Annotated in this window: 23 protein-coding genes and 1 tRNA gene; 7 read left to right on the top strand and 17 right to left on the bottom strand. The window is 56.7% G+C overall.

The genetic code is table 11. The features are described from left to right. Positions 1–49 precede the first annotated feature (49 nt). Complete coding sequence (locus ACUTSW_RS07050; RefSeq protein ID WP_445584024.1) at positions 50–223, top strand: hypothetical protein; 174 nt, start codon at positions 50–52, stop codon at positions 221–223. Here ACUTSW_RS07050 and ACUTSW_RS07045 read toward each other — a convergent pair. Continuing rightward, positions 220–795, bottom strand: a complete 576-nt coding sequence (locus ACUTSW_RS07045; RefSeq protein ID WP_445584023.1) for a helix-turn-helix domain-containing protein — start codon at positions 793–795, stop codon at positions 220–222. The genes ACUTSW_RS07050 and ACUTSW_RS07045 overlap by 4 nt on opposite strands. Positions 796–862: 67 nt before the next feature. On the opposite strand from ACUTSW_RS07045, the gene ACUTSW_RS07040 reads away from it, so the two are divergent. Next, positions 863–1,780, top strand: a complete 918-nt coding sequence (locus ACUTSW_RS07040) for a DMT family transporter (protein ID WP_445584022.1) — start codon at positions 863–865, stop codon at positions 1,778–1,780. Between the two features lie 25 nt (positions 1,781–1,805). On the opposite strand, the gene rutG is transcribed toward ACUTSW_RS07040, so the two are convergent. From rutG to rutA, 6 genes are all read right to left on the bottom strand, one after another. Continuing rightward, positions 1,806–3,125 carry a pyrimidine utilization transport protein G gene (gene rutG / locus ACUTSW_RS07035; RefSeq protein WP_063199311.1) on the bottom strand — a complete coding sequence of 440 codons (1,320 nt, stop codon included), beginning with the start codon at positions 3,123–3,125 and terminating at the stop codon, positions 1,806–1,808. 69 nt (positions 3,126–3,194) lie between these two features. Next, the gene (gene rutF / locus ACUTSW_RS07030) at positions 3,195–3,722 is read right to left on the bottom strand and encodes an NADH-dependent FMN reductase RutF (protein WP_062870422.1); all 528 of its coding nucleotides are present in this window, start codon (positions 3,720–3,722) and stop codon (positions 3,195–3,197) included. Positions 3,723–3,770: 48 nt separating this feature from the next. Further along, the gene (gene rutD, locus ACUTSW_RS07025) at positions 3,771–4,610 is read right to left on the bottom strand and encodes a pyrimidine utilization protein D (protein ID WP_445584021.1); all 840 of its coding nucleotides are present in this window, start codon (positions 4,608–4,610) and stop codon (positions 3,771–3,773) included. A gap of 24 nt (positions 4,611–4,634) precedes the next feature. Next, positions 4,635–5,021 carry a pyrimidine utilization protein C gene (gene rutC / locus ACUTSW_RS07020; protein ID WP_004942866.1) on the bottom strand — a complete coding sequence of 129 codons (387 nt, stop codon included), beginning with the start codon at positions 5,019–5,021 and terminating at the stop codon, positions 4,635–4,637. A gap of 44 nt (positions 5,022–5,065) precedes the next feature. After that, the gene (gene rutB / locus ACUTSW_RS07015) at positions 5,066–5,812 is read right to left on the bottom strand and encodes a pyrimidine utilization protein B (protein WP_004942869.1); all 747 of its coding nucleotides are present in this window, start codon (positions 5,810–5,812) and stop codon (positions 5,066–5,068) included. Continuing rightward, positions 5,812–6,912 (bottom strand): pyrimidine utilization protein A, encoded by a 1,101-nt coding sequence (rutA, locus tag ACUTSW_RS07010; RefSeq protein WP_004942872.1) that lies wholly within the window; start codon positions 6,910–6,912, stop codon positions 5,812–5,814. The genes rutB and rutA overlap by 1 nt, the downstream gene beginning before the upstream one ends. 333 nt (positions 6,913–7,245) lie before the next feature. On the opposite strand from rutA, the gene rutR reads away from it, so the two are divergent. After that, positions 7,246–7,884 carry an HTH-type transcriptional regulator RutR gene (rutR, locus tag ACUTSW_RS07005; protein WP_004942877.1) on the top strand — a complete coding sequence of 213 codons (639 nt, stop codon included), beginning with the start codon at positions 7,246–7,248 and terminating at the stop codon, positions 7,882–7,884. Positions 7,885–7,936: 52 nt separating this feature from the next. Here the strand turns inward: rutR and cycA are convergent, their stop codons facing one another. Next, positions 7,937–9,337 carry a D-serine/D-alanine/glycine transporter gene (gene cycA / locus ACUTSW_RS07000; protein ID WP_006324602.1) on the bottom strand — a complete coding sequence of 467 codons (1,401 nt, stop codon included), beginning with the start codon at positions 9,335–9,337 and terminating at the stop codon, positions 7,937–7,939. A 349-nt stretch (positions 9,338–9,686) separates the two neighbouring features. Between cycA and ACUTSW_RS06995 the strand changes: the two genes are divergently transcribed. Continuing rightward, positions 9,687–9,762 (top strand) — tRNA-Lys (locus ACUTSW_RS06995). Between the two features lie 301 nt (positions 9,763–10,063). Here ACUTSW_RS06995 and ACUTSW_RS06990 read toward each other — a convergent pair. Further along, on the bottom strand, positions 10,064–10,429 hold the full coding sequence (locus tag ACUTSW_RS06990) for a cell envelope integrity TolA C-terminal domain-containing protein (RefSeq protein ID WP_063199295.1): 366 nt from the start codon (positions 10,427–10,429) through the stop codon (positions 10,064–10,066). A gap of 139 nt (positions 10,430–10,568) precedes the next feature. Beyond that, positions 10,569–11,063, bottom strand: coding sequence for a DedA family protein (locus ACUTSW_RS06985; protein WP_062870425.1), 495 nt, complete (start codon positions 11,061–11,063; stop codon positions 10,569–10,571). Positions 11,064–11,265: 202 nt separating this feature from the next. Between ACUTSW_RS06985 and ACUTSW_RS06980 the strand changes: the two genes are divergently transcribed. Then, the gene (locus ACUTSW_RS06980; protein ID WP_062870426.1) at positions 11,266–11,565 is read left to right on the top strand and encodes a putative quinol monooxygenase; all 300 of its coding nucleotides are present in this window, start codon (positions 11,266–11,268) and stop codon (positions 11,563–11,565) included. Positions 11,566–11,670: 105 nt separating this feature from the next. Here ACUTSW_RS06980 and ACUTSW_RS06975 read toward each other — a convergent pair whose 3' ends face one another. The 5 genes from ACUTSW_RS06975 to ACUTSW_RS06955 are packed head-to-tail and all read right to left on the bottom strand — an operon-like array spanning position 11,671 to position 17,535. Further along, entirely contained in the window at positions 11,671–12,396 is a 726-nt protein-coding gene (locus ACUTSW_RS06975) for an enoyl-CoA hydratase-related protein (protein ID WP_445584020.1), read from the bottom strand. After that, a complete protein-coding gene (locus ACUTSW_RS06970) occupies positions 12,389–13,561 on the bottom strand; it encodes an MFS transporter (RefSeq protein WP_445584019.1) in 1,173 nt (390 codons plus the stop codon). The genes ACUTSW_RS06975 and ACUTSW_RS06970 overlap by 8 nt, the downstream gene beginning before the upstream one ends. Continuing rightward, a complete protein-coding gene (gene hemA, locus ACUTSW_RS06965; RefSeq protein WP_445584018.1) occupies positions 13,558–14,769 on the bottom strand; it encodes a 5-aminolevulinate synthase in 1,212 nt (403 codons plus the stop codon). Before hemA ends, ACUTSW_RS06970 begins: the two co-directional genes overlap by 4 nt. 15 nt (positions 14,770–14,784) lie before the next feature. After that, positions 14,785–15,996, bottom strand: coding sequence for an acetyl-CoA C-acyltransferase (locus ACUTSW_RS06960; RefSeq protein ID WP_445584453.1), 1,212 nt, complete (start codon positions 15,994–15,996; stop codon positions 14,785–14,787). Positions 15,997–16,005: 9 nt separating this feature from the next. Further along, positions 16,006–17,535, bottom strand: coding sequence for a 3-hydroxyacyl-CoA dehydrogenase NAD-binding domain-containing protein (locus tag ACUTSW_RS06955; protein ID WP_445584017.1), 1,530 nt, complete (start codon positions 17,533–17,535; stop codon positions 16,006–16,008). 348 nt (positions 17,536–17,883) lie between these two features. Here ACUTSW_RS06955 and ACUTSW_RS06950 point away from each other — a divergent pair, with 348 nt between their 5' ends. Together ACUTSW_RS06950 and ACUTSW_RS06945 are read left to right on the top strand one after the other, a co-directional pair. Then, positions 17,884–18,600, top strand: coding sequence for an autoinducer binding domain-containing protein (locus ACUTSW_RS06950; protein ID WP_445584016.1), 717 nt, complete (start codon positions 17,884–17,886; stop codon positions 18,598–18,600). Positions 18,601–18,778: 178 nt separating this feature from the next. After that, on the top strand, positions 18,779–19,207 hold the full coding sequence (locus tag ACUTSW_RS06945) for a universal stress protein (RefSeq protein WP_004942906.1): 429 nt from the start codon (positions 18,779–18,781) through the stop codon (positions 19,205–19,207). Positions 19,208–19,251: 44 nt separating this feature from the next. Here the strand turns inward: ACUTSW_RS06945 and ACUTSW_RS06940 are convergent, their stop codons facing one another. After that, a complete protein-coding gene (locus ACUTSW_RS06940) occupies positions 19,252–20,265 on the bottom strand; it encodes an Ldh family oxidoreductase (protein ID WP_445584015.1) in 1,014 nt (337 codons plus the stop codon). A gap of 18 nt (positions 20,266–20,283) precedes the next feature. Continuing rightward, positions 20,284–21,849 carry an APC family permease gene (locus tag ACUTSW_RS06935; protein ID WP_004942912.1) on the bottom strand — a complete coding sequence of 522 codons (1,566 nt, stop codon included), beginning with the start codon at positions 21,847–21,849 and terminating at the stop codon, positions 20,284–20,286. Positions 21,850–21,865 lie beyond the last annotated feature (16 nt).

The raw sequence follows: 21,865 nt of genomic DNA, 5'->3' as shown, positions 1-21,865 counted from the left end.
AGGGCTAAACTACACTTGCAGTGTGTCCGGCCCACTAACGGAGGAAACAATGACATCATATCGTGGCATCAAACGGGTATTGCTGAGCGACGGCGCCATCAAACATGTGATCGTGGAAGACGACGTGGGCGATGAATGCACCTTCGCCGCCAAAGACTATATTTACGAGGGGATCCAGCCGCCGTTGGAAGAGCTGCCGGAAGTGGCGGCGCTGGATGATTAAAAGGCGACGTTGCGGATAAAACGCAGCGGCCGCTCGGTGCGGTTGACGTAGGCATAGTGCTGATCGCTGTTGAACACCTGGGTTTCACCGGCATCCAGCGTCAGGGTCTGTTGTTCCAGCTCCAGCGTCAGGCTGCCGGTGATCACATAGATGATCTCGTTCCAGCCAGCGGCATCCGGCCGCGAGTCGTAGCGTTCGCCCGGCATCAGCGCCCATTCCCACAGCTCCACCCGCTGAAGTGCGGGCACGCTGGCGACCAACACCGCCTGGCTTGCCGGCTCGCGCCCCTGCCAGGCCAGTTCACCCACCAGATGATTGCCGCGTGCTTCCGGTGCCTGGATCAGATCGGTGAAGGCGATATTCAGCGCCTCGGCCAGCTTGTCCAGCACCACCAGGCTGACGTTGCGGTCACCGGCTTCAATCCCGGCCAGCATGCGACGGCTGACGCCGGATTTTTCCGCCAGCGCCATCTGGCTCAGCCCGGCCTGCTGGCGGTATCCGCGCAGGTTGCTGCTTAGATATTGCAGCACTTTGAGCGCGTCATGTTTTTCATTGTGCACTATATTGCTCATCCGCAGGCATTCCCTCATACTGGTGCGATCTGTGCATTATATTGCACCCGGCATTAAGGGCAAGTCAGTGTCTGCAGTAAAAAAATCCTTGATTTCCACGCTTATTTTCAAAATCAAACTTCAGGAAGCGGTGCTGATTTTCATCACCATGATCTGGGGCGGTACCTTTTTGGCCGTGCACCATGCCATGCAGGTCAGCGGGCCGTTCTTTTTCGTCGGGCTGCGTTTCGCCGCCGCCACGTTGGTGCTGACGCTGTTCTCCGTGCGCACCCTGCGCGGGTTGACCTGGTATGAATTGAAAGCGGGCATGTTTATCGGCATTGCCATCATGTTTGGCTACGGCCTGCAAACCCTTGGGTTGCAAACGATCAGCAGCAGCCAATCGGCGTTTATTACCGCCATGTATGTGCCGATGGTGCCGCTGCTACAGTGGCTGGTGCTGGGGCGTTTTCCCGGCGTGATGTCGTGGGTCGGCGTTCTGCTGGCGTTCACCGGCCTGATGCTGCTGGCCGCGCCGAGCAGTGCGGATATGACGCTCAGCGCGGGCGAGATACTGACATTGATCGGCACGCTGGGCATGGCGGCCGAGATCATTCTGATTGGCGCCTATGCCGGTAAGGTGAATATCAAACGGGTGACGGTGGTACAACTGGGGACGGCATCGCTGGCCTCGTTCCTGATGATGGTACCGACCGGCGAGGCGGTGCCGCCGTACACCAGTTATCTGCTGTACAGCGCGATAGGGCTGGGCATCGCCAGCGCCCTGATTCAACTGACGATGAACTGGGCGCAGCGCAGCATGTCACCGACGCGCGCTACGGTCATTTATGCCGGCGAACCGGTCTGGGCGGGGATCGTCGGGCGTATCGCCGGGGAACGTTTACCGGGGGTTGCCCTGCTGGGTTGCGGGCTGATTGTGCTGGGCGTGCTGGTCAGCGAACTGCGCATTCGCCGCAAAGGCAAGGCAGCGGCGCTGGCTGAATAAGGCCCGGCAGGCCGGGCCCTCGGAATCAACGTGCGGCGTTGTCCGCCAGCGGCAGGATTTTACGGTTGCGCAGCAGCGCATTCAGAATAATGGCGCCGAAGGTGGCGGTACCTATGCCTCCCATGGTGAAGTTGCCGATGGTCAGTGCAAAATCGCCGGCACCCAGCACCAGCGTTACGGCCACCATAATCAGGTTGCCGTTATCGCCCAAGTCGACCTTGTTTTGCACCCAGATGCGCGCGCCGGCGACGGCAATCAAACCGAACACCACCACCGAGGCGCCGCCCAGCACCGGGCCTGGAATAGTGTGGATCAGCGCGCCGAACTTCGGTGAAAAGCCCAGAACAATCGCCACCGCCGCCGCGGCGACAAACACCAGGGTGGAGTAAATTTTGGTCACCGCCATCACGCCGATATTTTCAGCGTAGGTCGTGACCCCGGTGCCGCCTACCGAGCCAGACAGCAGGGTCGCCAGCCCGTCGCCGACAAAGGCGCGGCCGATATAGGGATCGAGGTTCTGGCCGGTCATCCCTGCCACCGCCTTCACATGCCCGAGGTTTTCCGCCACCAGAATGATCGCCACCGGGGCAATCAACAGCATGGCGTGCAGGTTAAACACCGGCGCGGTGAACTGCGGCAGACCAAACCAGGCCGCCTGGCTCAGCGCGCTGTAATCCACCGGCTTGCCGAGCCCAAAACCGTTGGTCACGACCACATAGATCAGGTAGGCGGCGATCAGCCCGAGCAGGATCAGCAACCGCTGCATCAACCCACGGGTGAATACCGCCACCGAACCGATACACAAAATGGTGACCACCGCCATCCAGCTGTCAAAATTGGAAGCCGAGACGCTGCGTACGGCGATAGGCGCCAGGTTCAGGCCGATCGCCATCACCACCGCACCGGTCACCACCGGCGGCATTAGGCGTTCGATCCAACGGGTGCCGACGCTCATCACCACAAACCCAATCAGCAGATACACCAGCCCGCAGGCGATGATGCCGCCCAGCGCCAGCGCAATGTTGGGGTTCGCGCCCTGGCCGCTGTAACCGGTGAGGGTGATCACCAGTCCGACAAACGCCGCGCTGGAACCGAGGTAACTCGGCACCCGGCCGCCGACCACCAGGAAGAACAGCAGCGTGCCGATGCCGGACATCAATATGGCCAGGTTGGCGTCAAAGCCCATCAGCAGCGGCATCAGCACCGTGGCGCCAAACATGGCCACCGCGTGTTGCAAGCCCATAACCAGCGTTGGCACCAGCGGCAGCCTTTCATCGGGTGCGACCACCGCACCGTCCAGATTGCCTTGCTTCATGCGCCATTGGGGAAACCAGGTATTCGCCATCGTCATCTCCAAAAACAGGGGGGCAGGTTAGGGGCGCAGGTGAGTGCGCGTTACGGCATTATCGGCAAATCATTGCTTCAATAACGGGTGATAGCGACGATCGAAGTAAGCCAGACCGTGGCTTTCGTCATTACGCGCCAGCGCCACCGCCTGACAGAACAGAATGTCATGGGTGCCGACGCTGACAATTTGGCTAATCCGGCAATCGAAAGAGACCACTGCGCCATGCAGAATGGGGGAGCCGGTTGCCAGCGTGGACCAACGGGCGGCGGAAAAACGCATGTCCATCGGCGTTTTTCCGCCAAACAGATTCGACAGCGACTCGTGTTCCGCCGCCAGCGTATTGACGCACAGCGTCTGGTTTTGCTTGAACACCGAATACACCGATGCGGAGCGGTTCAGGCATACCAGCAGCGTCGGGGGCGTATCGGTAACGCTGCATACCGCAGAAGCGGTAAACCCGGCGCGGCCAGCCGGGCCGTCGGTGGTAATGATATTCACGGCCGAACCCAGGCGCGCCATCGCGTCGCGAAAGTCCTGTTTTTCTACGGCCTGTGGCACAAGTGGCGCGCTGGCGAGAAGGGTTTGGGTTTGCATACTTTTTCTCCTGTGGCTGGCCCATAGCGAAGGGCCTGGCGATTGAACTCAGTGTTTCAGTCCTGTGGGCTCATGCTGGGCGTCCGCAGGGCTGCAAGCAGACGACTGGCCGTGGGTTTTCAGCAACCAGCCGAGCAGAATGCGGTTAAAGTTGTCGGCATCCGTCACGCTCATGGCATGGCCGCCGTACGCCATCTGCGCCAGTTCACCGAACGGCAGGCTCTCCGCCAACTGATGCGAGCAGTGATAGGGCACCAGCAAATCATCGCGGGAGCACAACGCCAGCGTCGGGGTGGTAATGTCCGCCAGGTACGGGCGGAAATCGGCGTTCATCAGCGCGCTCAGGCGGCGTAACAAGTTTTCTGTCCCCTGGAAATGCGCCACCTGATGCGCCAGCTCCTCATCCAGCAGCGCTTCGTGCCGCGACAGCCAGTCGGCGGGGAACAAGAACAGCGGCTGGGCGCGCACATAGGCTTCCACGCTGCTGTTGAGCAGCAGGTCCTGGCGCACTTTGAAGCAGCGCCGGGTCTGGCTGTCCAGCGTCGGCCAGCCATTAACCACCACCAGTTTTGCGACCAACTGCGGGTGCGCGAGCGCCAACTGCAGGCCAATCATGCCGCCAAGCGCGTGGCCGACGAAATAACAGCGTTCAACGCCAATCGAGCGCAGCAACTGCGCCACCTCATCCGCCATATCGGCCATACTGTAGCCGGCCGGCACCTCGCCCTTGCTGCGGGCGGTGCCCTGATGATCGTAAACCACCACCCGGAAATGCTCGCTCAGCGCTTCAATCTGCGGTTGCCAGAAACTGCCTGCGCCGCCCAGACCGGCAGAGAGCACTACGGTGGGGGCGAGCGGGGTGTCTTTTCCCAAAATCTCAAAGTACATTCTCGATCCTCTGTAGATAAGGATTCAGCGGCCGATATGGGCCACGGTGGCGATCTCAATCAGTGCGTCCGGTTTCACCAGCCCGCACTGAATGCAGTAGCGCGCCGGTTTGTCGCCAGGAAAATACTCCGCATAGACCTGATTGATGGCGGCATAGTTTTGCCAGTCGGTGAGGAAGATCGAGTTAAAGGTCACGTCATCCATGCTGCCGCCTGCGGTTTCGATCACGCTTTTAATGGTTTCCAGCACGTGGCGGGTTTGCGCTGCCGCATCGCCGACGTGCACCACGTTATTGTCTTTATCGAACGCCAGCGTACCCGAGACGTAAACCACGCCGTCGGCCAGCGTGCCGGGGACGAAGGGTGCCAGCGGTTTGCCGGTGCCCGGCGGCGTAATGATGGTTTTTGGCATAGTCTTGCTCCTGATGAATGATTAAAGGGTAAAGCAGGCAAAACTCATGCCGTTTGGCTGAGCGGGGCGATGAGCGCATCGCAGAAACTGTCGACGTCCGACACCCAACCAAAGAAGGTTTCGATGTTGTATAGCGCCGCCTGCTGGGCAAACTGCGGCCCAGCCTGGTGAGTGGCGTCCGCCAGCACCACGCCGAAATATTCGAGGAAGAAGCCGTCGCGCAATGTGGATTCCACGCAGACGTTGGTGGCGATGCCGGTAAACACCAAATGGTGAATGCCGTAGGAGCGCAGCAGGCTGTCGAGTTGGGTATTGAAGAAGCCGCTGTAGCGCGGTTTCGGGATCACGATATCGCCCGGCTGCGGCTGCAGTTCGTCCACCAGATCGTAGTCCCAGTCGCCCTTGGCCAGCAGCTTGCCCATCAACTCCGGGCGCTTGCGCATGGTTTTCAGCGCGTTGGATTTATGCCAGTTGGGCGAACCCTGGCCGCCGGCTTCGACATACTGATTGTCCCAGCCGTTCTGGAAAAAGATCACCCGAATACCGGCGGCGCGCGCGGCGCTGATGGCGCGTTTGATATTGGCGATCACCGGGGCGGTGGCCGAGACGTCAAAACCGGCGAGATCAAGGTAGCCGCCCTGCGAGGCGTAGGCATTTTGCATATCGACCACGATCAGCGCAGTTTCCTGCGGCGCAAAGGCGATGGCCTCCGGGCGCGCGGGCAGAGTGACGGTTGCACCGGTTTCCGGCGACTGGCGGCGCACCACCGGCTGGTTTTCAACAATTTTCATCAGGCTACCTCACGGCTTTCAGCGGTTTTTGGGCAAACGTCGGCGCGGCTTTTCATCAGCGGCTGGATGCGCTCGCCGAAGTCTTCCACCCCTTTCACGAAGTCATCGAAGGTCAGCAGCACGCCTTCGGTACCGGGCACGGTAGCGATCTCATCCATCATGCGCGCCACGTTGGCGTAAGAACCGACCAGCGTACCCATATTGATGTTGACCGCCGAGGTCGGGTCCGCCATCTGGCGTACGTTGGTGTCGGCGCCGGATTTAGTGTCTTTGCCGCTTTGCTCGGTCAGCCAGGCCAGCGCTTCGGTGTCGGCACCGGCTTTATAGCTTTCCCATTTGGCGCGTGCGGCCTCGTCGGTCTCATCGGCAATGATCATGAACAGCACATAGCAGGCGACGCTGCGGCCTTCGGTATCGGCGGCGGTTTTCAGCCGTGCTGCCGTCGGTGCGAAGGCGGTCGGGGTGTTGACGCCCTTGCCGAAGCAGAAGTTGTAATCGGCGTATTTAGCCGAGAAGGCCATGCCGGCGTCACTCTGCCCGGCGCAGATGACCTTGATGTCCGCCTGCGGCTGCGGGCTGACGCGGCAGTCGTCCATCTGGAAGAACTCGCCTTTGAAGTCGGACTTGCCGGTGCCCCACAGATCGCGCAGCACCTTCACGTATTCCGCCAGGTAGTCGTAACGGCGGCCGAAGTAATCGTCGCCCGGCCACATGCCCATCTGCTCGTATTCCGGTTTTTGCCAGCCGGTCACCACGTTCAGGCCAAAGCGCCCGTTGGAAATAGAGTCGATGGTGGAGGCCATCCGCGCGACGATCGCCGGCGGCATGGTCAGGGTCGCGGCGGTGGCGTAGATCTTGATGCGCGAGGTGACTGCGGCCAGCCCGGCCATCAGGGTGAAGGACTCCAGGTTGTGATCCCAGAACTCGGTTTTGCCGCCGAAGCCGCGCAGTTTGATCATCGACAGGGCGAAATCAAAATTGTAATGCTCGGCCTTCTGCACGATGGTTTTGTTGAGTTCAAACGTCGGTTTGTATTGCGGAGCATTGCTGGAAATCAGCCAGCCGTTGTTGCCGATCGGGATAAATACGCCAATTTTCATTTGAACACCTCGGGTCTGCGAATGGGACGGTTCACGCGCTGCTTGAATGCTTCCTGCGGGTTCCAAATTGCGCGGCGCTTGTCAGGGTATTGCAAACACAGTGCCAGTTTTTAAAAGGGTCTATTTATCAATTGATTGGATTCGATGTGTAATCGGGTTGTTGAGCGAATGGTCCAAAATAGACCATTTGGTAAAAAATATGTGCACAAAAATCAGGCGCAGTTGCCCGTAAAAGGTGCAAAAAATCCCCCGAAAGGAGTAGGTAAATGCGTGGGTTTCACTCAGTGGCTTTGTTATGCTGATGACCGAATCAGGTGACGCCAAGGAGCTGCAGTGAAGCAACAACCCGTTAAACCGCCTACGCGCCGCTCGCGCGCGGTGGCCGCAAAACGCAGCACTATCATGGATGCGGCACTGGAGTTTTTCTCGCTGTACGGTATTCACGGCACCAGTCTGGATCAGGTGGCAGAGCGCGCTGACGTGTCCAAAACCAATTTGCTTTATTACTTCCCTTCGAAAGAAGAGCTGTACGTTGCGGTGCTGAAAGGCATCCTAGACGTGTGGCTGGCGCCGCTAAAAGCGTTGCGTGCCGATCAGGAACCCTTGCAGGCCATTCGCGAATATATCCGTCTTAAATTGGACGTGTCCCGCCATCACCCGCAGGCTTCGCGGCTGTTTTGTCTGGAGATGATCCAGGGCGCTCCGTTACTGAAACTGGAGTTGCAGGGCGGGCTGAAGGCGTTGGTGGACGAGAAATCCGCGATGATCGAGCGCTGGATCGCCGAAGGCCATATCGCGGCGGTGGAGCCGCATCACCTGATCTTTATGCTGTGGGCCACCACTCAGCACTATGCGGATTTTTGGGTGCAGGTAGAAGCGGTGACCGGCAAGACGTTGGACGATGAGGCGTTCTTTCAGCAGACGGTGGACAACGTGCAGCGGGTAATTATCGACGGGATACGCCCGCGTTAATCATCTAAAGAGGGGGAATGCAGGGGGATAAGCGATTATCCCCCTGTTGCTTTTAGGCGGTTTTTTTCTTGCGCAGGAACACGTAAGACAAACCGAGCACCACAAACCACAGCGGCGTGACGATCAGCGCCTGGCGGGTGTCATCGCGCAGCGACAGCAGCACCAGCACAAACACGAAGAACGCCATGCACACCCAGCACATCAGCTTGCCGGCCGGCATCTTGTAGATCGATTTCTGGTGCAGCGCCGGGCGCTGTTTACGGTAAACCAGGTACGAACACAGGATAATGGTCCAGACAAACATAAACAGAATGGCAGAGACGGTGGTCACCAGCGTAAACACCGTCATTACGTTCGGGATCAGGTAAATCAGCACCACGCCGCCCAGCAGGCAGATACAGGAGAAGGTCAGGCCGTTAGCCGGCACCGCGCGCTTGGACAGATTGGCGAACGACTTCGGCGCATCGCCTTCCTGCGCCAGGCCGAACAGCATGCGGCTGGTGGAGAACACCCCACTGTTGGCGGAAGAGGCGGCGGAGGTCAGCACCACAAAATTGATCACGCTGGCGGCAGCCGGCAGGCCAATCAGCACGAACAGCTCAACGAACGGGCTTTTATCGGCAACTACCGAGTTCCACGGCGTGACCGACATAATCACGATCAGCGCAAACACGTAGAACATGATGATGCGGATCGGAATGGAGTTGATGGCGCGCGGCAGCACTTTTTCCGGATCTTTGGTTTCAGCCGCGGTGGTGCCTACCAGTTCGATGCCGACAAAGGCGAACACCGCGATCTGGAAGCCGGCGAAGAAGCCGCTGATGCCTTTCGGGAACATGCCGCCGTCATTCCACAGGTGTGAGAACGACGCTACGGTGCCGGTAGGGGACTGGAACTGCATGGCGATCATCACCAGCCCGGCGACGATCAACCCGACAATGGCGACGATTTTAATCATCGCAAACCAGAATTCCATCTCGCCAAACATCTTCACCGTCGCCAGGTTCAGGCCCAGCAGCAGTAACACGCACAGCAGCGAGGCGATCCACTGCGACAGCCCGGGGAACCAGAACTGGGCGTAGGCGGTGATCGCCACCACGTCGGCGATGCCGGTGACAACCCAACAGAACCAGTAGGTCCAGCCGGTAAAGAAACCGGCCCAGGGGCCGAGCAGATCGGCGGCGAAATCGCTGAAGGATTTATATTCCAGGTTGGAGAGCAGCAGCTCGCCCATGGCGCGCATCACGAAAAACAGCATAAAGCCGATGATCATGTACACGAAGATGATGGAAGGACCGGCCAGGCTGATGGTTTTGCCGGACCCCATAAACAAACCCGTGCCGATGGCGCCGCCGATGGCGATCAGTTGAATATGTCGGTTAGTTAGGTTTCGCCGTAGATGATCTTCTGACGCAGGCGTCGCGTCTGTGGCTATTTTGGAGTGATCTACCATCTGATGATGTCCTGTTTTACCTGTCATGGGTGAAATAGCGAGCTCTGAAGTGGCTCTTTTTTATACGATTATCCGGTTAGCCCGGCTTTAGTAAGGTAGTGCAATAACGCCACCTTTGTGCAACATGTTTACAACATTTATGCGAGGGATAAAAGTCGATTATTCTTTACACCGAGGAGGCAAATCGGACGTCTTGGGGGCGGAAGATTACTCCTCGTGGTAGCAGATTAATAGCCCTAAGCAGCCTTATCTTGTTGATAAAACAGAGGGTTGAAAATATCGCATGAGAAAAAGTAATGGATGTAAGCGTTTGACATTGATAGCGGAGAGGCGAATAATTTAACCCGTTGGGTCGTTAGCTCAGTTGGTAGAGCAGTTGACTCTTAATCAATTGGTCACAGGTTCGAACCCTGTACGACCCACCAACAAATCATGTGGTTACAACACATTCTTGATTCCTTGTTCTCTCTGTCGTGTCATATTTGTGTCGCGATACGTAAAAATCGCGCGGATTTGCCATGTATGTTCAGAAAGGTGATCTGACGCAAGATAAGCCTGATTTCGTACCCTTCTATCGACCCCAAATCCCCCACAATCCAGCAAAATTGATAATGAAAGTCTTGCCAGAATCCACCCTATAGGCGGTGTGTTCAGGTTTTGAAAACGGAGGTTGCTACCTCTGCGTAGCTGTGGCTCCTTGTCTGAGGGGATTTGCTTTGCCGAACCCTAGGTTCGCTGCGGCTGAAAGACGATCACGAGTTTTTTGAAGGTTGCATAGGTTTTTTCATCCGGCGGTGCCGGGATCTCTGCTGAGAAGACGGCAGTCATGCCCGCTTCGCACAGCGGCGTAAAACCCTTAACATTATTGATGTCGGTGACCTTACCCTGGCGGTTCAGGGATATGGACATACTGCATTCTTGCCCGTAATAGCTGTCCTTTATGATCGTTTCCGTAAGTATTGCGTTGGTCACATCGTGGTAATAATCCGTTATTGCGACGCCGGTGCGTTTTGGCTCAGGGGAATTGCTGTGGCATGCGGTTAAGCTGAGCGCAGCCAGGAGGGCGGTGGTGGCGTTTCGCAGGAGAGGCATTTTATTCCCTTAAGTGCTGAGCAGCTTCATCTGAAGCTCGTATCCCATCTGAAGATAAACATTATTATACCCCATCATTCACCCTCTTAGAGCTTATCGCAGCGGTCTTTTGGGGCGTGGTAGAAAGGTGCTCGCTGTTTTACAGTAGTTTGCCAACAGACATCAACGCCACCGCCCAAATCCCGGCGGAGAGTGCGCAGGCACAGTAAACCTGTTTGCGCGGCAGCGAAATCATGCCGGCGACCAAAGGCACGGTGTAGCGCATCACGGCCAAAAAACGCGAGATAAACAACAGTGCCACGCCTTTTTGCTGCAAGGCTGACTTAGCCTTGTGCAACGCGCTGCGGTACCTGGCCGGCAACCACTTCCCGTGTTCACGGCCCTGGAGCAATGCACCGCAATGGAAAGATAAAACGGAACCGAGCATCGCACCCAGAGCAATCGCCCCCCAGACGTAACCGTCGGCCAGCACCGGTTTGCCGGCGACAACGCCCAGCATCAGCGTAATCGATGCCGGCGGCAGCAGCGAAGAAATAAAAATAACCGACTTGCCGAACGAAAACAGAAAGATGAACAGCAGCAGAAAGCCGGGTTCCGGGCTGTATTTGGCGATAATAAGTGTCCATTCCGCCATGAAAAATCCTCATAAAATATGTCTGAGAACCAGTGTCCCATTGCCCGCTTCAATAAAGGTTAAATATTGGGCAAGGAGCGACGTTTTACTCGGTAACTTGCGTTATCCACGGTGCTGATGCGGTGCCGTTCGGGTGCATAAGGATAAGGATTCAGGGTAGAGTGGGCTCACATGATAGATACGCTAAAAGGAAAAAAGCGCGATGCTAAAGGTGATTGCTGAGGATTTTATCAAGATCGATTGTGTTGAAACGGTGATGCCGCTGTATCGGGAACTGGTGGAGAAAACCCGGCAGGAGCCGCTTTGCCTCTCCTATGAACTGTTTATCGATCACCAAGACCCTGGGCATTTTATTTTTGTCGAGGAGTGGCCCGATCGGGCTGCATTGGACGTACATTGCCAAACCGAACATTTCACGCGGCTGGTACCCTTGATCAACCAGCACCAAAGCAAACCCTGTACCTTTCTGTTTATGAAGCCTTTTTCTTCCACGAAGGATTAAAAGGGCAAAAAAATCCCCGCAGAGCGGGGTCAATGGCTTCTCAAACACGGTCTTGTAGTGCTTAAACGTTAGACTGCGAATGATTACCATTCTCTAAGAATATTCTCAAAAGGAGAGGGCTGCCGCTTGCCGCACCTGTTCAACCCAGCTCTGCTGGTAGCCAAACGTCGGCGTCTCATACCTCGTTAATCCATAACGGACGATGGCCTTCACAGCCCGGCTGGCGAGCGGATTTTTTTGCGCGATTTGCCGGGCGATGCCCAGCGCTTCATCCTGTGCCGAACCTTCGCTGATACGAGATATAGCGCCGTGCTGCCAGGCCTCCTCCGCGCTTATTGTTCGGCCGGTCAACAACCAGTCGAGGGCGATATAAGGAGAGATCCGCGCCGGTAGCCGCGAACAACCGCCTTGCGCCGCAATCAACCCCAGCCCGGTTTCCGGGAAACTGAATCGTGCGTTGCGGTTGGCGACGATCAGGTCGCAGGCCAATGCAATCTCGAAACCGCCGCCGTAGGCAATGCCATCGACGGCGGCTATGAGGATCTTGGCGAGTTGGGCATGCACGATGCCGCCAAATCCCTCAGGCTCGACCACTGGCAACTCCCCCAGGCGGAACGCCTTCACGTCCATCCCGGCGGAAAACACCTCCGGATGACCGGTCAGCACAATCGCCCGAATCGCGTCATCCTGCTCGGCCCGTTGCAGATAAGTTTGAATCAGGCGCGCCATGTCCAGATTGATGGCGTTCTTTTTCTCCGGTCGATTCAGGGTAATAACGGCAACGCCGTCATCGTGGCGCTCGTAGAGCACCGGAGGCAGAGTGTCATTCATGGGCTTTCTCTCCCTGGAAGAAGAACAGCGTCAGCAGCAGGGCGATGGCCCCCAGCGGCAGCGAAAACAGCGGCAGATAATAGGCTGGCAGCGTATACAGCGTCAGGCCGCCGAGCATGCCGCCGGCAGCGATGCCTGCATAGAGTACGGAGCTGTTCAGTGAGACGGTCAGTGCGCCAAAGCGTTTCGATAGCGACAACAAGTGGTGTTGGATCGGCACCAGATACATCCAGCCGGTAATGCCCCACACCAGAAAGATCGTCAGCACCCACCAGGGGGAGGTAACGTAAAAGGTGAGCAGAAACAACGAAACCGTCTGAATAGTCACCGAAAACAGCAGCACAAACTTGCTGCCGAGGGTATCGGTCAACACGCCGGAAACGAAATTGCCGATAACGGCCCCAACACCGAATACCAGCAGTGCGATCGGTAAAATAGCCTCCGCGCCCAACTGGGTATGTTTCAGCAGTACGCTGACATAGCTGTACACAATATGCTCGGAACAGACGGCAAAGAAAGTGATCAGCAATGTGGTCAGCACCGCTTTTTGCCGCAGTGGGGCGAGCCGCTCCTTCAGCGTGTGTTTACCCGGTGCGGCAATGGCGCGCAGCGCCAGCGAAAGCCCCAGCAGCGAAACGGCGCCCAGCAGGGCAATCAGCAGGAAAATCTCCCGCCAACCGATCAACCTGGCCAGGAAGGTGCCAAAGGGAATGCCAAGGGCGATGGCCAGCGTCATACCGCCGTAAACTATCGAGATGGCCAGCCCGCGCCGCTTTTCCGACACCAGCCCGACCGCGGCGGCGGCGGCTTGTGGCGTGTAGGCTGCGGCCCCCAGCGCCGCCAGCACGCGACCGGCAGAGATTTGCAAAAAACTGTCGGCAAATGCGCAGGCCAGATTACCGGCGATAAATAATACCAGGGCGATCTGTAAAATATGCTTGCGGTTGAGGTTACCAAACAGCCAGGCGGTCAGCGGGGCAAACAGCATATAGGCGAGGGCAAACACCGAGATTAACTGCCCCGCCTGAGCGGGGCTGACAGTAAAGGTGTCGGAAATCTCGCTAAGCACGCCGGCGACGATAAACGCATCGGTGCCAATGGCAAAGGTGCCGGTCGCCATCAGACAAAGCGTGAGAAAATGGCCGTTATAATCCGTCAACTTCATCCTGCTCTCCGTAATTCATTGGCGGCCCAGACTTTGCTCAATGCCGCCAGGAAATAGTCCACATCCTCATGAGTATGGGCAGAGGTCGGCGTGACGCGCAAACGCTCGCTGCCTGCCGGTACCGTCGGGGCATTTACCGGCTGCACATAAATATCGTACTCGTCGAGCAGCACCTTGCTGATGTGTTTGTTCCGGTGCGGATCGCCGACCAGCACCGGCAGAATGTGGCTGTCTTCCGAAACCAGCGGGATACCGGCGGCGCGCAGGCCGGACTTAAGATGATCGATAATCGCCAGCAGGTGTTTGCGTTGATTGTCATGCTCAAGATTGTATTTAAAGCTGGCCAACGCGGCAGCCACCACCGGCGCAGGGGACGACGTACTGAAGACAAACGCCGGCGACCAACTGCGTACCGCCTCAACCACCACGCGTGGTGCGGCGATATAGCCCCCGGCGGCACCGTAAGATTTGCCGAAGCCGCCCTGGATAATAGTGATCTTATCCAACAGGCCCAGTTGCTCGGCATAACCCAGGCCGCGATGGCCGTAAACGCCTGCGGAGTGGATCTCGTCCAGGTAGGTCAGTGCTTGATATTTCTCCGCCAGTTCCACAATCTGCGCCAGCGGTGCGAAGTCGCCGTCCATCGAATAGAGCGACTCGAAGGCGATCAATTTGGGGCGGTCGGGATCGGCCGCCAGCAGGAGCTCTTCAAGGTGCGCCACATCATTGTGGCGGAAGATTTTTTTCTCCGCCTTACTGTAGCGAATACCGTAGATCATCGAGGCGTGGTTAAGCTCATCGGAAAATACGATCAGATTGGGAATGGCGTCGCAAAGGGTGGACAACGTGGCGTCATTGGCCCCGAAGCCGGTTGTGAACAGCAACGCGGACTCTTTGCCGTAGGCGCTGGCCAGCAGCGTTTCCAGTTCGCTGTGGTAGACCGAGGTGCCGGAAATGCTGCGGGCGCCGCAGGTGCCGAGGCCGACGCGATTCACCGCCTCGGTGGTAGCCAGGATGACTTTGGGGTGATGGCTCATCGCCAGATAATCGTTCGAGCACCAGACGTTCAGGCGGCGCTCTCCGTCCTGCCCGTGGCTGGTGGCCCAGGGTTTATCCACCACACTGCGTTCGAGGTTGAGGAACTCGCGGAACCGTCCTTGTTTTTTGGTTTCGGCCAGTTTTTCTTCAAGAATGTTTAATACGCTCATACGGAATTCCTTGCATTAAAGGGCTTTAATAACCAATGAAACGCCTTGGCCGACACCGACACACATCGTCACCAGCGCGTTGTTTACCTGCCGGGCGTTGAGTTCCAGCGCGGCGGAAAGCACCAGTCGCGCGCCTGACATCCCGAGCGGATGACCGAGGGCGATGGCGCCGCCGTTTGGGTTGACCCGTGTATCGTTGAAATCGATACGCCAGTTTTTCAGCGCGGCCAACACCTGTGCGGCAAACGCCTCATTAATTTCAATCACGTCAAAATCGTTCAGGGTAAAGCCGGTTCGCGCCAGCAACCGGTCGGTGGCGGCGATCGGCCCGATACCCATCACCGACGGGGCAACGCCCGCACTGGCGCTGTCGCCAATCTCCGCCAGCGGTTGCAGTGATTTGCGTTTCACATAGCGGCCGGAAGCCAGCAGCAGTACGGCCGCTCCGTCGTTGATGCCGGACGCGTTGCCGGCGGTGACCGATCCGTCGGTAATAAAGGCCGGTTTCAGCGCGTGGAGCTTTTGCAACGTGGTCTGGCGTGGAAATTCATCCTGTTCGAAGGTCTTGCGGGTTTTACGATCCACCTGCACCTCGAGTGGTGTGATTTCCCTGGCCAGTCGGCCATTTTCAATGGCGCGCCAGGCTTTTTGCTGTGAGTTCAGGGCAAAAATATCCTGATCTTCACGGGATATTTGGTGTTGCTGAGCCACGTTCTCCGCCGTAATGCCCAGAGGATCGCAACCATAGCGCTCCGCCAACTGCGGATTGACAAAACGCCAGCCCAAGGTGGTGTCGTACAGCTTGACGCCCTTGTCGAAAGGCGTTTCGCTTTTGCCCATCACATAGGGCGCCCGGCTCATGCTTTCCACCCCACCGGCCAGCACCAGTTCGCTGAGGCCGCTTTTTATTTTTGCGCTGGCGTAGATCACAGCATCCAGCCCGGATGCGCATAGCCGGTTCAAGGTTATGGCCGGTACGCTCTGATCCAGGCCAGACAACAGCGCCGCCATGCGGGCGACGTTGCGGTTGTCCTCACCGGCTTGATTGGCGCAACCCAGGATCACTTCATCGATATCCGGCTCCGCATCAGGGTGCCGTTGCAGCAGTACCCGAATAATGGCCGCCGCCATATCATCCGGACGCGTCAGCGCCAGACTGCCGCCGTAAGCGCCGATAGCCGTGCGCGTGCCGTCGATCAGATAGACCCCATCGTCTTTAATCGTCATCATTTTTCCTTAGGGCGCTACAGCCAGCTCAGGCCGGGCCGCGTTCAGCAATGAGTAATGCGGGTAATAGCGCGTGGAGTGCAGCAATTGCGCCATGTTATCCAGCGTCGATTTCACGTTTTTCTGCCCGAGCTGCGCCAACCAGGCAAAAATGCCGTCGGCATAGTTCACGCCGGCCACGGCGGCGATATCGATATCTGCCCGGCTGCAAACGCCGCTCTCCACCATGATCACCGATTCATTGATCAGGCTGCTCAGTACGCGGGCAACGATCAGGGCAGGGGAATCTTTAATAAACTCCACCTGAGCGATGAGGGTTTGCAGCAGCGTCAGAAACAGCGCTTTATTCGTCTCTGTGGCATGTTGATTGTGGGCGGCCACCAGATAGGCGGTGTCGGCGTAGTTCAGCGCGGCGTCAATCACGAAGGTGTCGAGAGCGGTTAAGCCGGCGAGCAGGTTCGCTGTTCTGCCATCGGTGATTTTGATCGCCAGCCTGTTATTCACCAGGATAAAACGCCCCAGTTCCGGCCGTTCCGGCAACCGCTGAACGCGCAGCGCAGGCCAGGTGGCCAAAGCGCGCTGTTGCAGGTGATCGAATAAAGCGTGTTCACCATAAAAATGCAGTGAAGTTGGCGTGTCGCCCTCAGTGGTCGGGTTGGGCGGTGTAGCAGGTTGGGAAGCAAAAAAAGAACGCCCGTTTTTCCTCCCCAGCAGCCCGGCATCCACCAGCGAGCGTTGCAAATGGCCGGGGGTATAGCGGGGATCGAACTGCATATCCTGCCAAATCTGTTTGCTGACCTGATAGTTGATATCCTGGCCGATAAAATCAGTCAGTTCTAAAGGCCCCATGCGAAAATGCCCGCCTGCCTTGAGGGCGCGGTCGATCTGTGGCGCCAGCGCCACGTTTTCCTCCAGCAGCCGGAACCCTTCCAGATAGAAAGGCCGCGCCATGCGGTTAACAATAAAGCCCGGCGTGGCTTTGCAGACCACAAACTGTTTACCCAACGCTGTTACCAACTGCTGGCAGCGTAGACTGGTGGAGCGAGAGGTGAAATAAGAGGGAATAATTTCGATCAACTTCATTAGCGGAGCCGGATTGAAAAAATGCAGGCCGATAAAGCGCGGGTTGTTTTCCACCCCCGCCGCCAGTTTGTTCAGCGACAGCGAGGAAGTATTGGTCGCAATGATCGCCTCCGGTTTTACCGTCGCCGCAATGGCTGCCAGGATTTCATGCTTGGTTTGCTCATCTTCCGCAATGGTTTCAATCACCAGATCGCTGTCGGTTATGGCGTCAAAGACGGCCGAGAAAATAATATTGGCTAATATCTGGCCTTTTTTCTGCAGGGTTATTTTTCCGTTATCTATTTTTCTGTCCAGGTCGCTGACAATATAGTCACGGGCCTGATTGAGATTATTACCATTGCGATTATAAAGTACGGTTCGTATGCCGTTCAGCGCCAGGAGATAGGCGATGCCTCTGCCCATGGTCCCCGCACCAATAACGGCGGCTGAACGGATTGCCGAATTATTCTCTGCCATAGAAAATCCCCGTGAGTATTTTTCTGCATTGCCAAATTCGCAAATGCTTATAATTTATTTGGATTTGGAGCGACACTGGGTGCCTATGGCGAAGGTAATGGGTGGCGAGATGACTGTCTAACGGTAAAAGTGACAGGTTTACAATAATAGGCGGTTATGGTATTCGCGTAATTTTCATCAGGGGGTAGGTTTTAACGCGTTATTTATTAGCTATAGAGGTGATGATAGCTTTTTTTGTTATAGCCATTGTATTTTTTATACTATGAAACGGCTGTTGTAGCCAGGGAGCCACACTATAGTTAATGTTACTTATCGATTGCCGGCCCAGCTTTCTGGAGAACGTGTTTTATGGATAACCGCATTCAGCCTTTTATGGACGCTTTACTCGACAGTGTGCACGACCGTGAGCTTTTTTTACGTCGTCTGGAACCCTGCGCCCAGGCACTGGGCTTTGAGTACTATTCCTACATTGTGTTTTCCTGCTACCCGGCCAGCCGGCCAAAAATGCTGATAGAGGGAAATTATCCTGCAGAATACCTGGAGGACTACCGCAAGCTGCGGGTGTATTTGCAGGACCCGGTTATCGATCAGGCCCATCATTCCACGCTGCAGTTTCATTGGGACGAAGAGTTCTATCAAGATAAACCGGAACTGTGGTGGCGTATGGCACAGTTCGGTATCCGTGAAGGTTGGTCACAGTCAATCAAGGACTGCTACGGTCGGTTGGGCATTCTCACCTTTGCCGGCAAAAAAATCCCTGAGCAGTCGCCGGAGGCCGGTGCGCGTAACGAAACCTTTTTCCTGTGGTTGGCTCAGATTGCTCATAAAACGTTGCGCGAAGCATTAATATCGGTGAACGACGAGGCGATCAAAGACGTGTTGACGTTGCGTGAAAAGGATATTTTACGCTGGTGCAGCGAAGGCAAAACCTCAGAGGAAATTGCCATGCTTATGGGGTTGAGTGAAAGAACGGTGAATTTTCACATCGGTAATTCGATTAAAAAATTGTCGGTTGCCAATAAAACTGCCGCCACGGCGAAAGCGGTGTATTTGCAACTCATTTAACTGATATTGCAATAATTAATCGACTAGCTGTTAACCTCGCTATGTTTATATTTTGTTAAATAACCAATTATCCCGGCCAGGAGTTACCGGCGATCACAAAAGCACGAGAAAGCGGTTCACGCACCATTCTCCCGGCAGTACCCTATAGGCACCAAGGTTTACATAGAAGGGATGTAATATGTACAAGACCATACTAGTGCCGATAGATATTGAAGAAGATCTGCTGACGGAGCATGCGTTGAAGAATGTCGAGTACCTGGCGAAAATTTCCGGAGCCAAAGTGCATTTCTTCCACGCGTTGCCGGATGCCTCGGCGTTCGTTACCGCCTATTCGTTTGGCATCAAGGAGTTTGAGAATCAGGCGGAAGTAAAAGCGGTCGATAAGCTCAAGAAAATCATGTCGGAAATTGATATTCCACTGGAGCGTCTGGATTACACCATCAGCTTTGGCTCCCCGCGCGATCAGGTGCTGGAATTGGCTGAGGAAATCAAAGCGGATTTGATCATCATCGGTTCGCGTCGCCCGAGCGTGAAAACCTACTTGCTGGGATCTAACGCTGCGGCGATTGTGCGCCACGCCAATATCTCGGTCATGGTTGTCAGATAATTCGTTAAATCAGGCCCGCAGTTCAGTTTGCGGGCCTGTATCATTTAGCGGCAGAGGGCCACAATTTCTTCATACAGCGCCAGCGGCAAGGTCACGCCGTGTTGCTCGCTGTATTGCCGCTTCTGAAAACGCCGCTCCCCTGGAATACGTGCCCCTTGCCCTGACATATCGGCGAACAAGGCTTCCGCTCTGGCAAAGTGAACCGCGTTGTCGGCCCCCATAAAACGTTCGGGATCCATGGCGATAATCAGCTCGCCGCCATAAGGGGAGGAGCCGGTCTGCCGATCGTAGGCCAGCGATTCCTTACTGGTCATATCGCCAATCAATGGCCCGGCAAGCAGTTCAACCATCGCTGCCAGCGCAGATCCCTTATGGCCGCCAAAGGTCAGCATCGCGCCCTGTAACACGCTGGCCGGATCGGTTGAGGGTTGCCCCTGTTCATCAATACCCCATCCTTCCGGCAGCGGCGTGCCGGCGCGGCGCTGCAGCTCGATTTCGCCACGTGCCGCGGCGCTGGTGGCCATATCAAAGATAAACGGCTGGCGCTGCGGGCGCGGCCAGCCAAAGGCGATAGGGTTGGTGCCGAATAACGGGCGGGTTCCCCCGGCGGGGGTAACCCAGGAATGGCTGGGCGTGCATGCCAGCGCCACCAACCCTTGCTCGGTTAAGGGTTCAATATCAGCCCACAGGGCGGAAAAATGCACACAGTGGTTAATGGCCAACGCCGCTATGCCGTTAGTGCGCACTTTGTCGACAAAAGCGGGGAGTGCGCGGCGATAAGCCAGCAGTGAAAAGCCGTCGTTGGCGTTCACCCGCAGGATCGCCGGAGCGCTGTCGATAAGCACCGGAACGGCGTCGGCGGACACCTTGCCGGCCAGTAGCGAGCGTACGCAGCCAAGCACCCGGTACAAGCCGTGCGAGGCGCAGCCATCACGTTCGCCGGCGGTCACATTCTGTGCGACGGCATCGGCATGTTCAACGCTGAAACCGTTGCTGCGCAGTGCACGCAGCGCGAGATGATAGGCCTCGCTCAGCGATAGCGTCTGGGTTTGCGTCATGAGATTTCTCCTTTGCGGTTACTCTTCTTCATCACCGTCGAAATTCGCCTTGGGCAAACAGGTATAGGCACCCCAGTAGTAAATCACCAGCGCAATGACTGCCACCGTCAGGGTATCCCACGGGTGACCGATGGCGTTGATACCGCCAAAGCTACCGAGATAAGACGCCACAATAATCAGCGCGTAGAAGCCGATCAGCCACAGTGAGGACCAAATCTGCTGGCGGAGGCTGACGGCATGGGTGGGCACCTTGTTTTTGAACAGGATATAAACCACGAACATCAGGATCTGCAGGCCCAGCAGCCAGGAAACGGTGTTCCAGCCGGACCAGTAGACGATGAGTGCCGATATGATGAATGACACCGGGCCGAGCACGCAAAAGCCCCTCACGAAGAACGGGCGATGCAGGTCCGGCGCATTACGCCGCAGGCCGGCGGCGGTGACGGGCGCAATGGCGTAACTCAGTACCAGCGCGGCGGATACTACGCCGATCAGCTTCTCCCAAGAGGGGAAGGGCAGCGTCCAGAAGATCGACAGACCAAAGGTCAGCCACAGCGCGGGGCGTGGAATGCCGGACGCCCCGTCGACGCGGGTAAAGATTTTAAAGAAGGTCCCGGCGCGTGCCCAACCGTAGATCACCCGTGGCGTGGCATTCATATAGATATTGCCGGTGCCGCTCGGCGAGATAATCGCATCGCTCACCACCAGGAACGCCAGCCAACCCATGCCCAGCGTGATGGCGATATCGCGATAAGGCAGCGAGAATTGCTGGCTGATACCGGCCCAACCCCCGCTAAGCATCTCGCTGGGAATGCTGCCGAGGAAAGCCACCTGCAACAGCACATAGATGATGGTGGACAGTATCACCGACAGGATCAGCGCGATGGGAATCGTACGTTGAGGGTTTTGCACCTCGCTGGCGACCGAGATAATCGGCGTCAGGCCGAGATACGCGAAGATAATCCCGCCCGCCGAAATGGCTGCTTCCACCCCGGCGGAACCAAAGGGGGCAAAGCCCTGACTGTACAAATTTTCGGGTTTGAAGAAGTTGAACAGCACCACGATCACCAACAGCGGCACCATGAATTTAATCACGCTGATCAGGTTATTGGATTTGGCAAAGGTTTTGACGCTGTAGTAGTTAAGGGCGAAGAAGAAGCACAGCAGCACTAACTGTACACCCCAGCCGAATAGCGTCGGGTCGCCGGAGCCAGGTTGACTCAGAAAGGGAAACCAGGCGGCGGCGTATTGGCGGGCGGCGACGATCTCAATCGATATCAGGCTGGAGAAGGCGATCAGGGTGATAAATCCCAACAGATAGCCCATCAGCTCGCCGTGGGAAAATACCGGATAACGGATGATGCCGCCGGCGCGCGGCAGTGCCGCACCCAGTTCACAATAGACGATACCGAGCAGTAAAACGGCCAGGCCGCCGATAAGCCAGGAGTAGATGCCCGCCGGGCCGGCAATGGAAGAGACGTGGCTGGCGGCGAACAGCCAGCCGGAACCAAATATAGCGCCCAGACCGATAAACGTCAGATCGGTGAGCGTAAGCTGCTTCTTGAATTTGCCTTGGGTTGTCATAGGGTTACCCTTTTGT

The sequence above is a fragment of the Serratia sp. TSA_198.1 genome, from assembly GCF_052686505.1.
The sequence above is the reverse complement of the archived record's forward strand: the minus strand, read 5'-3'. Positions and strand labels throughout refer to the sequence as shown.

Bases quoted from the DNA above. Each gene is read 5' to 3' on its own strand.
- ACUTSW_RS07050 (WP_445584024.1), top strand. From the start codon at position 50: ATGACATCATATCGTGGCATCAAACGGGTATTGCTGAGCGACGGCGCC.
- ACUTSW_RS07045 (WP_445584023.1), bottom strand. From the start codon at position 795: ATGAGCAATATAGTGCACAATGAAAAACATGACGCGCTCAAAGTGCTG.
- rutG (WP_063199311.1), bottom strand. From the start codon at position 3,125: ATGGCGAATACCTGGTTTCCCCAATGGCGCATGAAGCAAGGCAATCTG.
- rutF (WP_062870422.1), bottom strand. From the start codon at position 3,722: ATGCAAACCCAAACCCTTCTCGCCAGCGCGCCACTTGTGCCACAGGCC.
- rutD (WP_445584021.1), bottom strand. From the start codon at position 4,610: ATGTACTTTGAGATTTTGGGAAAAGACACCCCGCTCGCCCCCACCGTA.
- rutC (WP_004942866.1), bottom strand. From the start codon at position 5,021: ATGCCAAAAACCATCATTACGCCGCCGGGCACCGGCAAACCGCTGGCA.
- rutB (WP_004942869.1), bottom strand. From the start codon at position 5,812: ATGAAAATTGTTGAAAACCAGCCGGTGGTGCGCCGCCAGTCGCCGGAA.
- rutA (WP_004942872.1), bottom strand. From the start codon at position 6,912: ATGAAAATTGGCGTATTTATCCCGATCGGCAACAACGGCTGGCTGATT.
- cycA (WP_006324602.1), bottom strand. From the start codon at position 9,337: ATGGTAGATCACTCCAAAATAGCCACAGACGCGACGCCTGCGTCAGAA.
- ACUTSW_RS06990 (WP_063199295.1), bottom strand. From the start codon at position 10,429: ATGCCTCTCCTGCGAAACGCCACCACCGCCCTCCTGGCTGCGCTCAGC.
- ACUTSW_RS06985 (WP_062870425.1), bottom strand. From the start codon at position 11,063: ATGGCGGAATGGACACTTATTATCGCCAAATACAGCCCGGAACCCGGC.
- ACUTSW_RS06980 (WP_062870426.1), top strand. From the start codon at position 11,266: ATGCTAAAGGTGATTGCTGAGGATTTTATCAAGATCGATTGTGTTGAA.
- ACUTSW_RS06975 (WP_445584020.1), bottom strand. From the start codon at position 12,396: ATGAATGACACTCTGCCTCCGGTGCTCTACGAGCGCCACGATGACGGC.
- ACUTSW_RS06970 (WP_445584019.1), bottom strand. From the start codon at position 13,561: ATGAAGTTGACGGATTATAACGGCCATTTTCTCACGCTTTGTCTGATG.
- hemA (WP_445584018.1), bottom strand. From the start codon at position 14,769: ATGAGCGTATTAAACATTCTTGAAGAAAAACTGGCCGAAACCAAAAAA.
- ACUTSW_RS06960 (WP_445584453.1), bottom strand. From the start codon at position 15,996: ATGACGATTAAAGACGATGGGGTCTATCTGATCGACGGCACGCGCACG.
- ACUTSW_RS06955 (WP_445584017.1), bottom strand. From the start codon at position 17,535: ATGGCAGAGAATAATTCGGCAATCCGTTCAGCCGCCGTTATTGGTGCG.
- ACUTSW_RS06950 (WP_445584016.1), top strand. From the start codon at position 17,884: ATGGATAACCGCATTCAGCCTTTTATGGACGCTTTACTCGACAGTGTG.
- ACUTSW_RS06945 (WP_004942906.1), top strand. From the start codon at position 18,779: ATGTACAAGACCATACTAGTGCCGATAGATATTGAAGAAGATCTGCTG.
- ACUTSW_RS06940 (WP_445584015.1), bottom strand. From the start codon at position 20,265: ATGACGCAAACCCAGACGCTATCGCTGAGCGAGGCCTATCATCTCGCG.
- ACUTSW_RS06935 (WP_004942912.1), bottom strand. From the start codon at position 21,849: ATGACAACCCAAGGCAAATTCAAGAAGCAGCTTACGCTCACCGATCTG.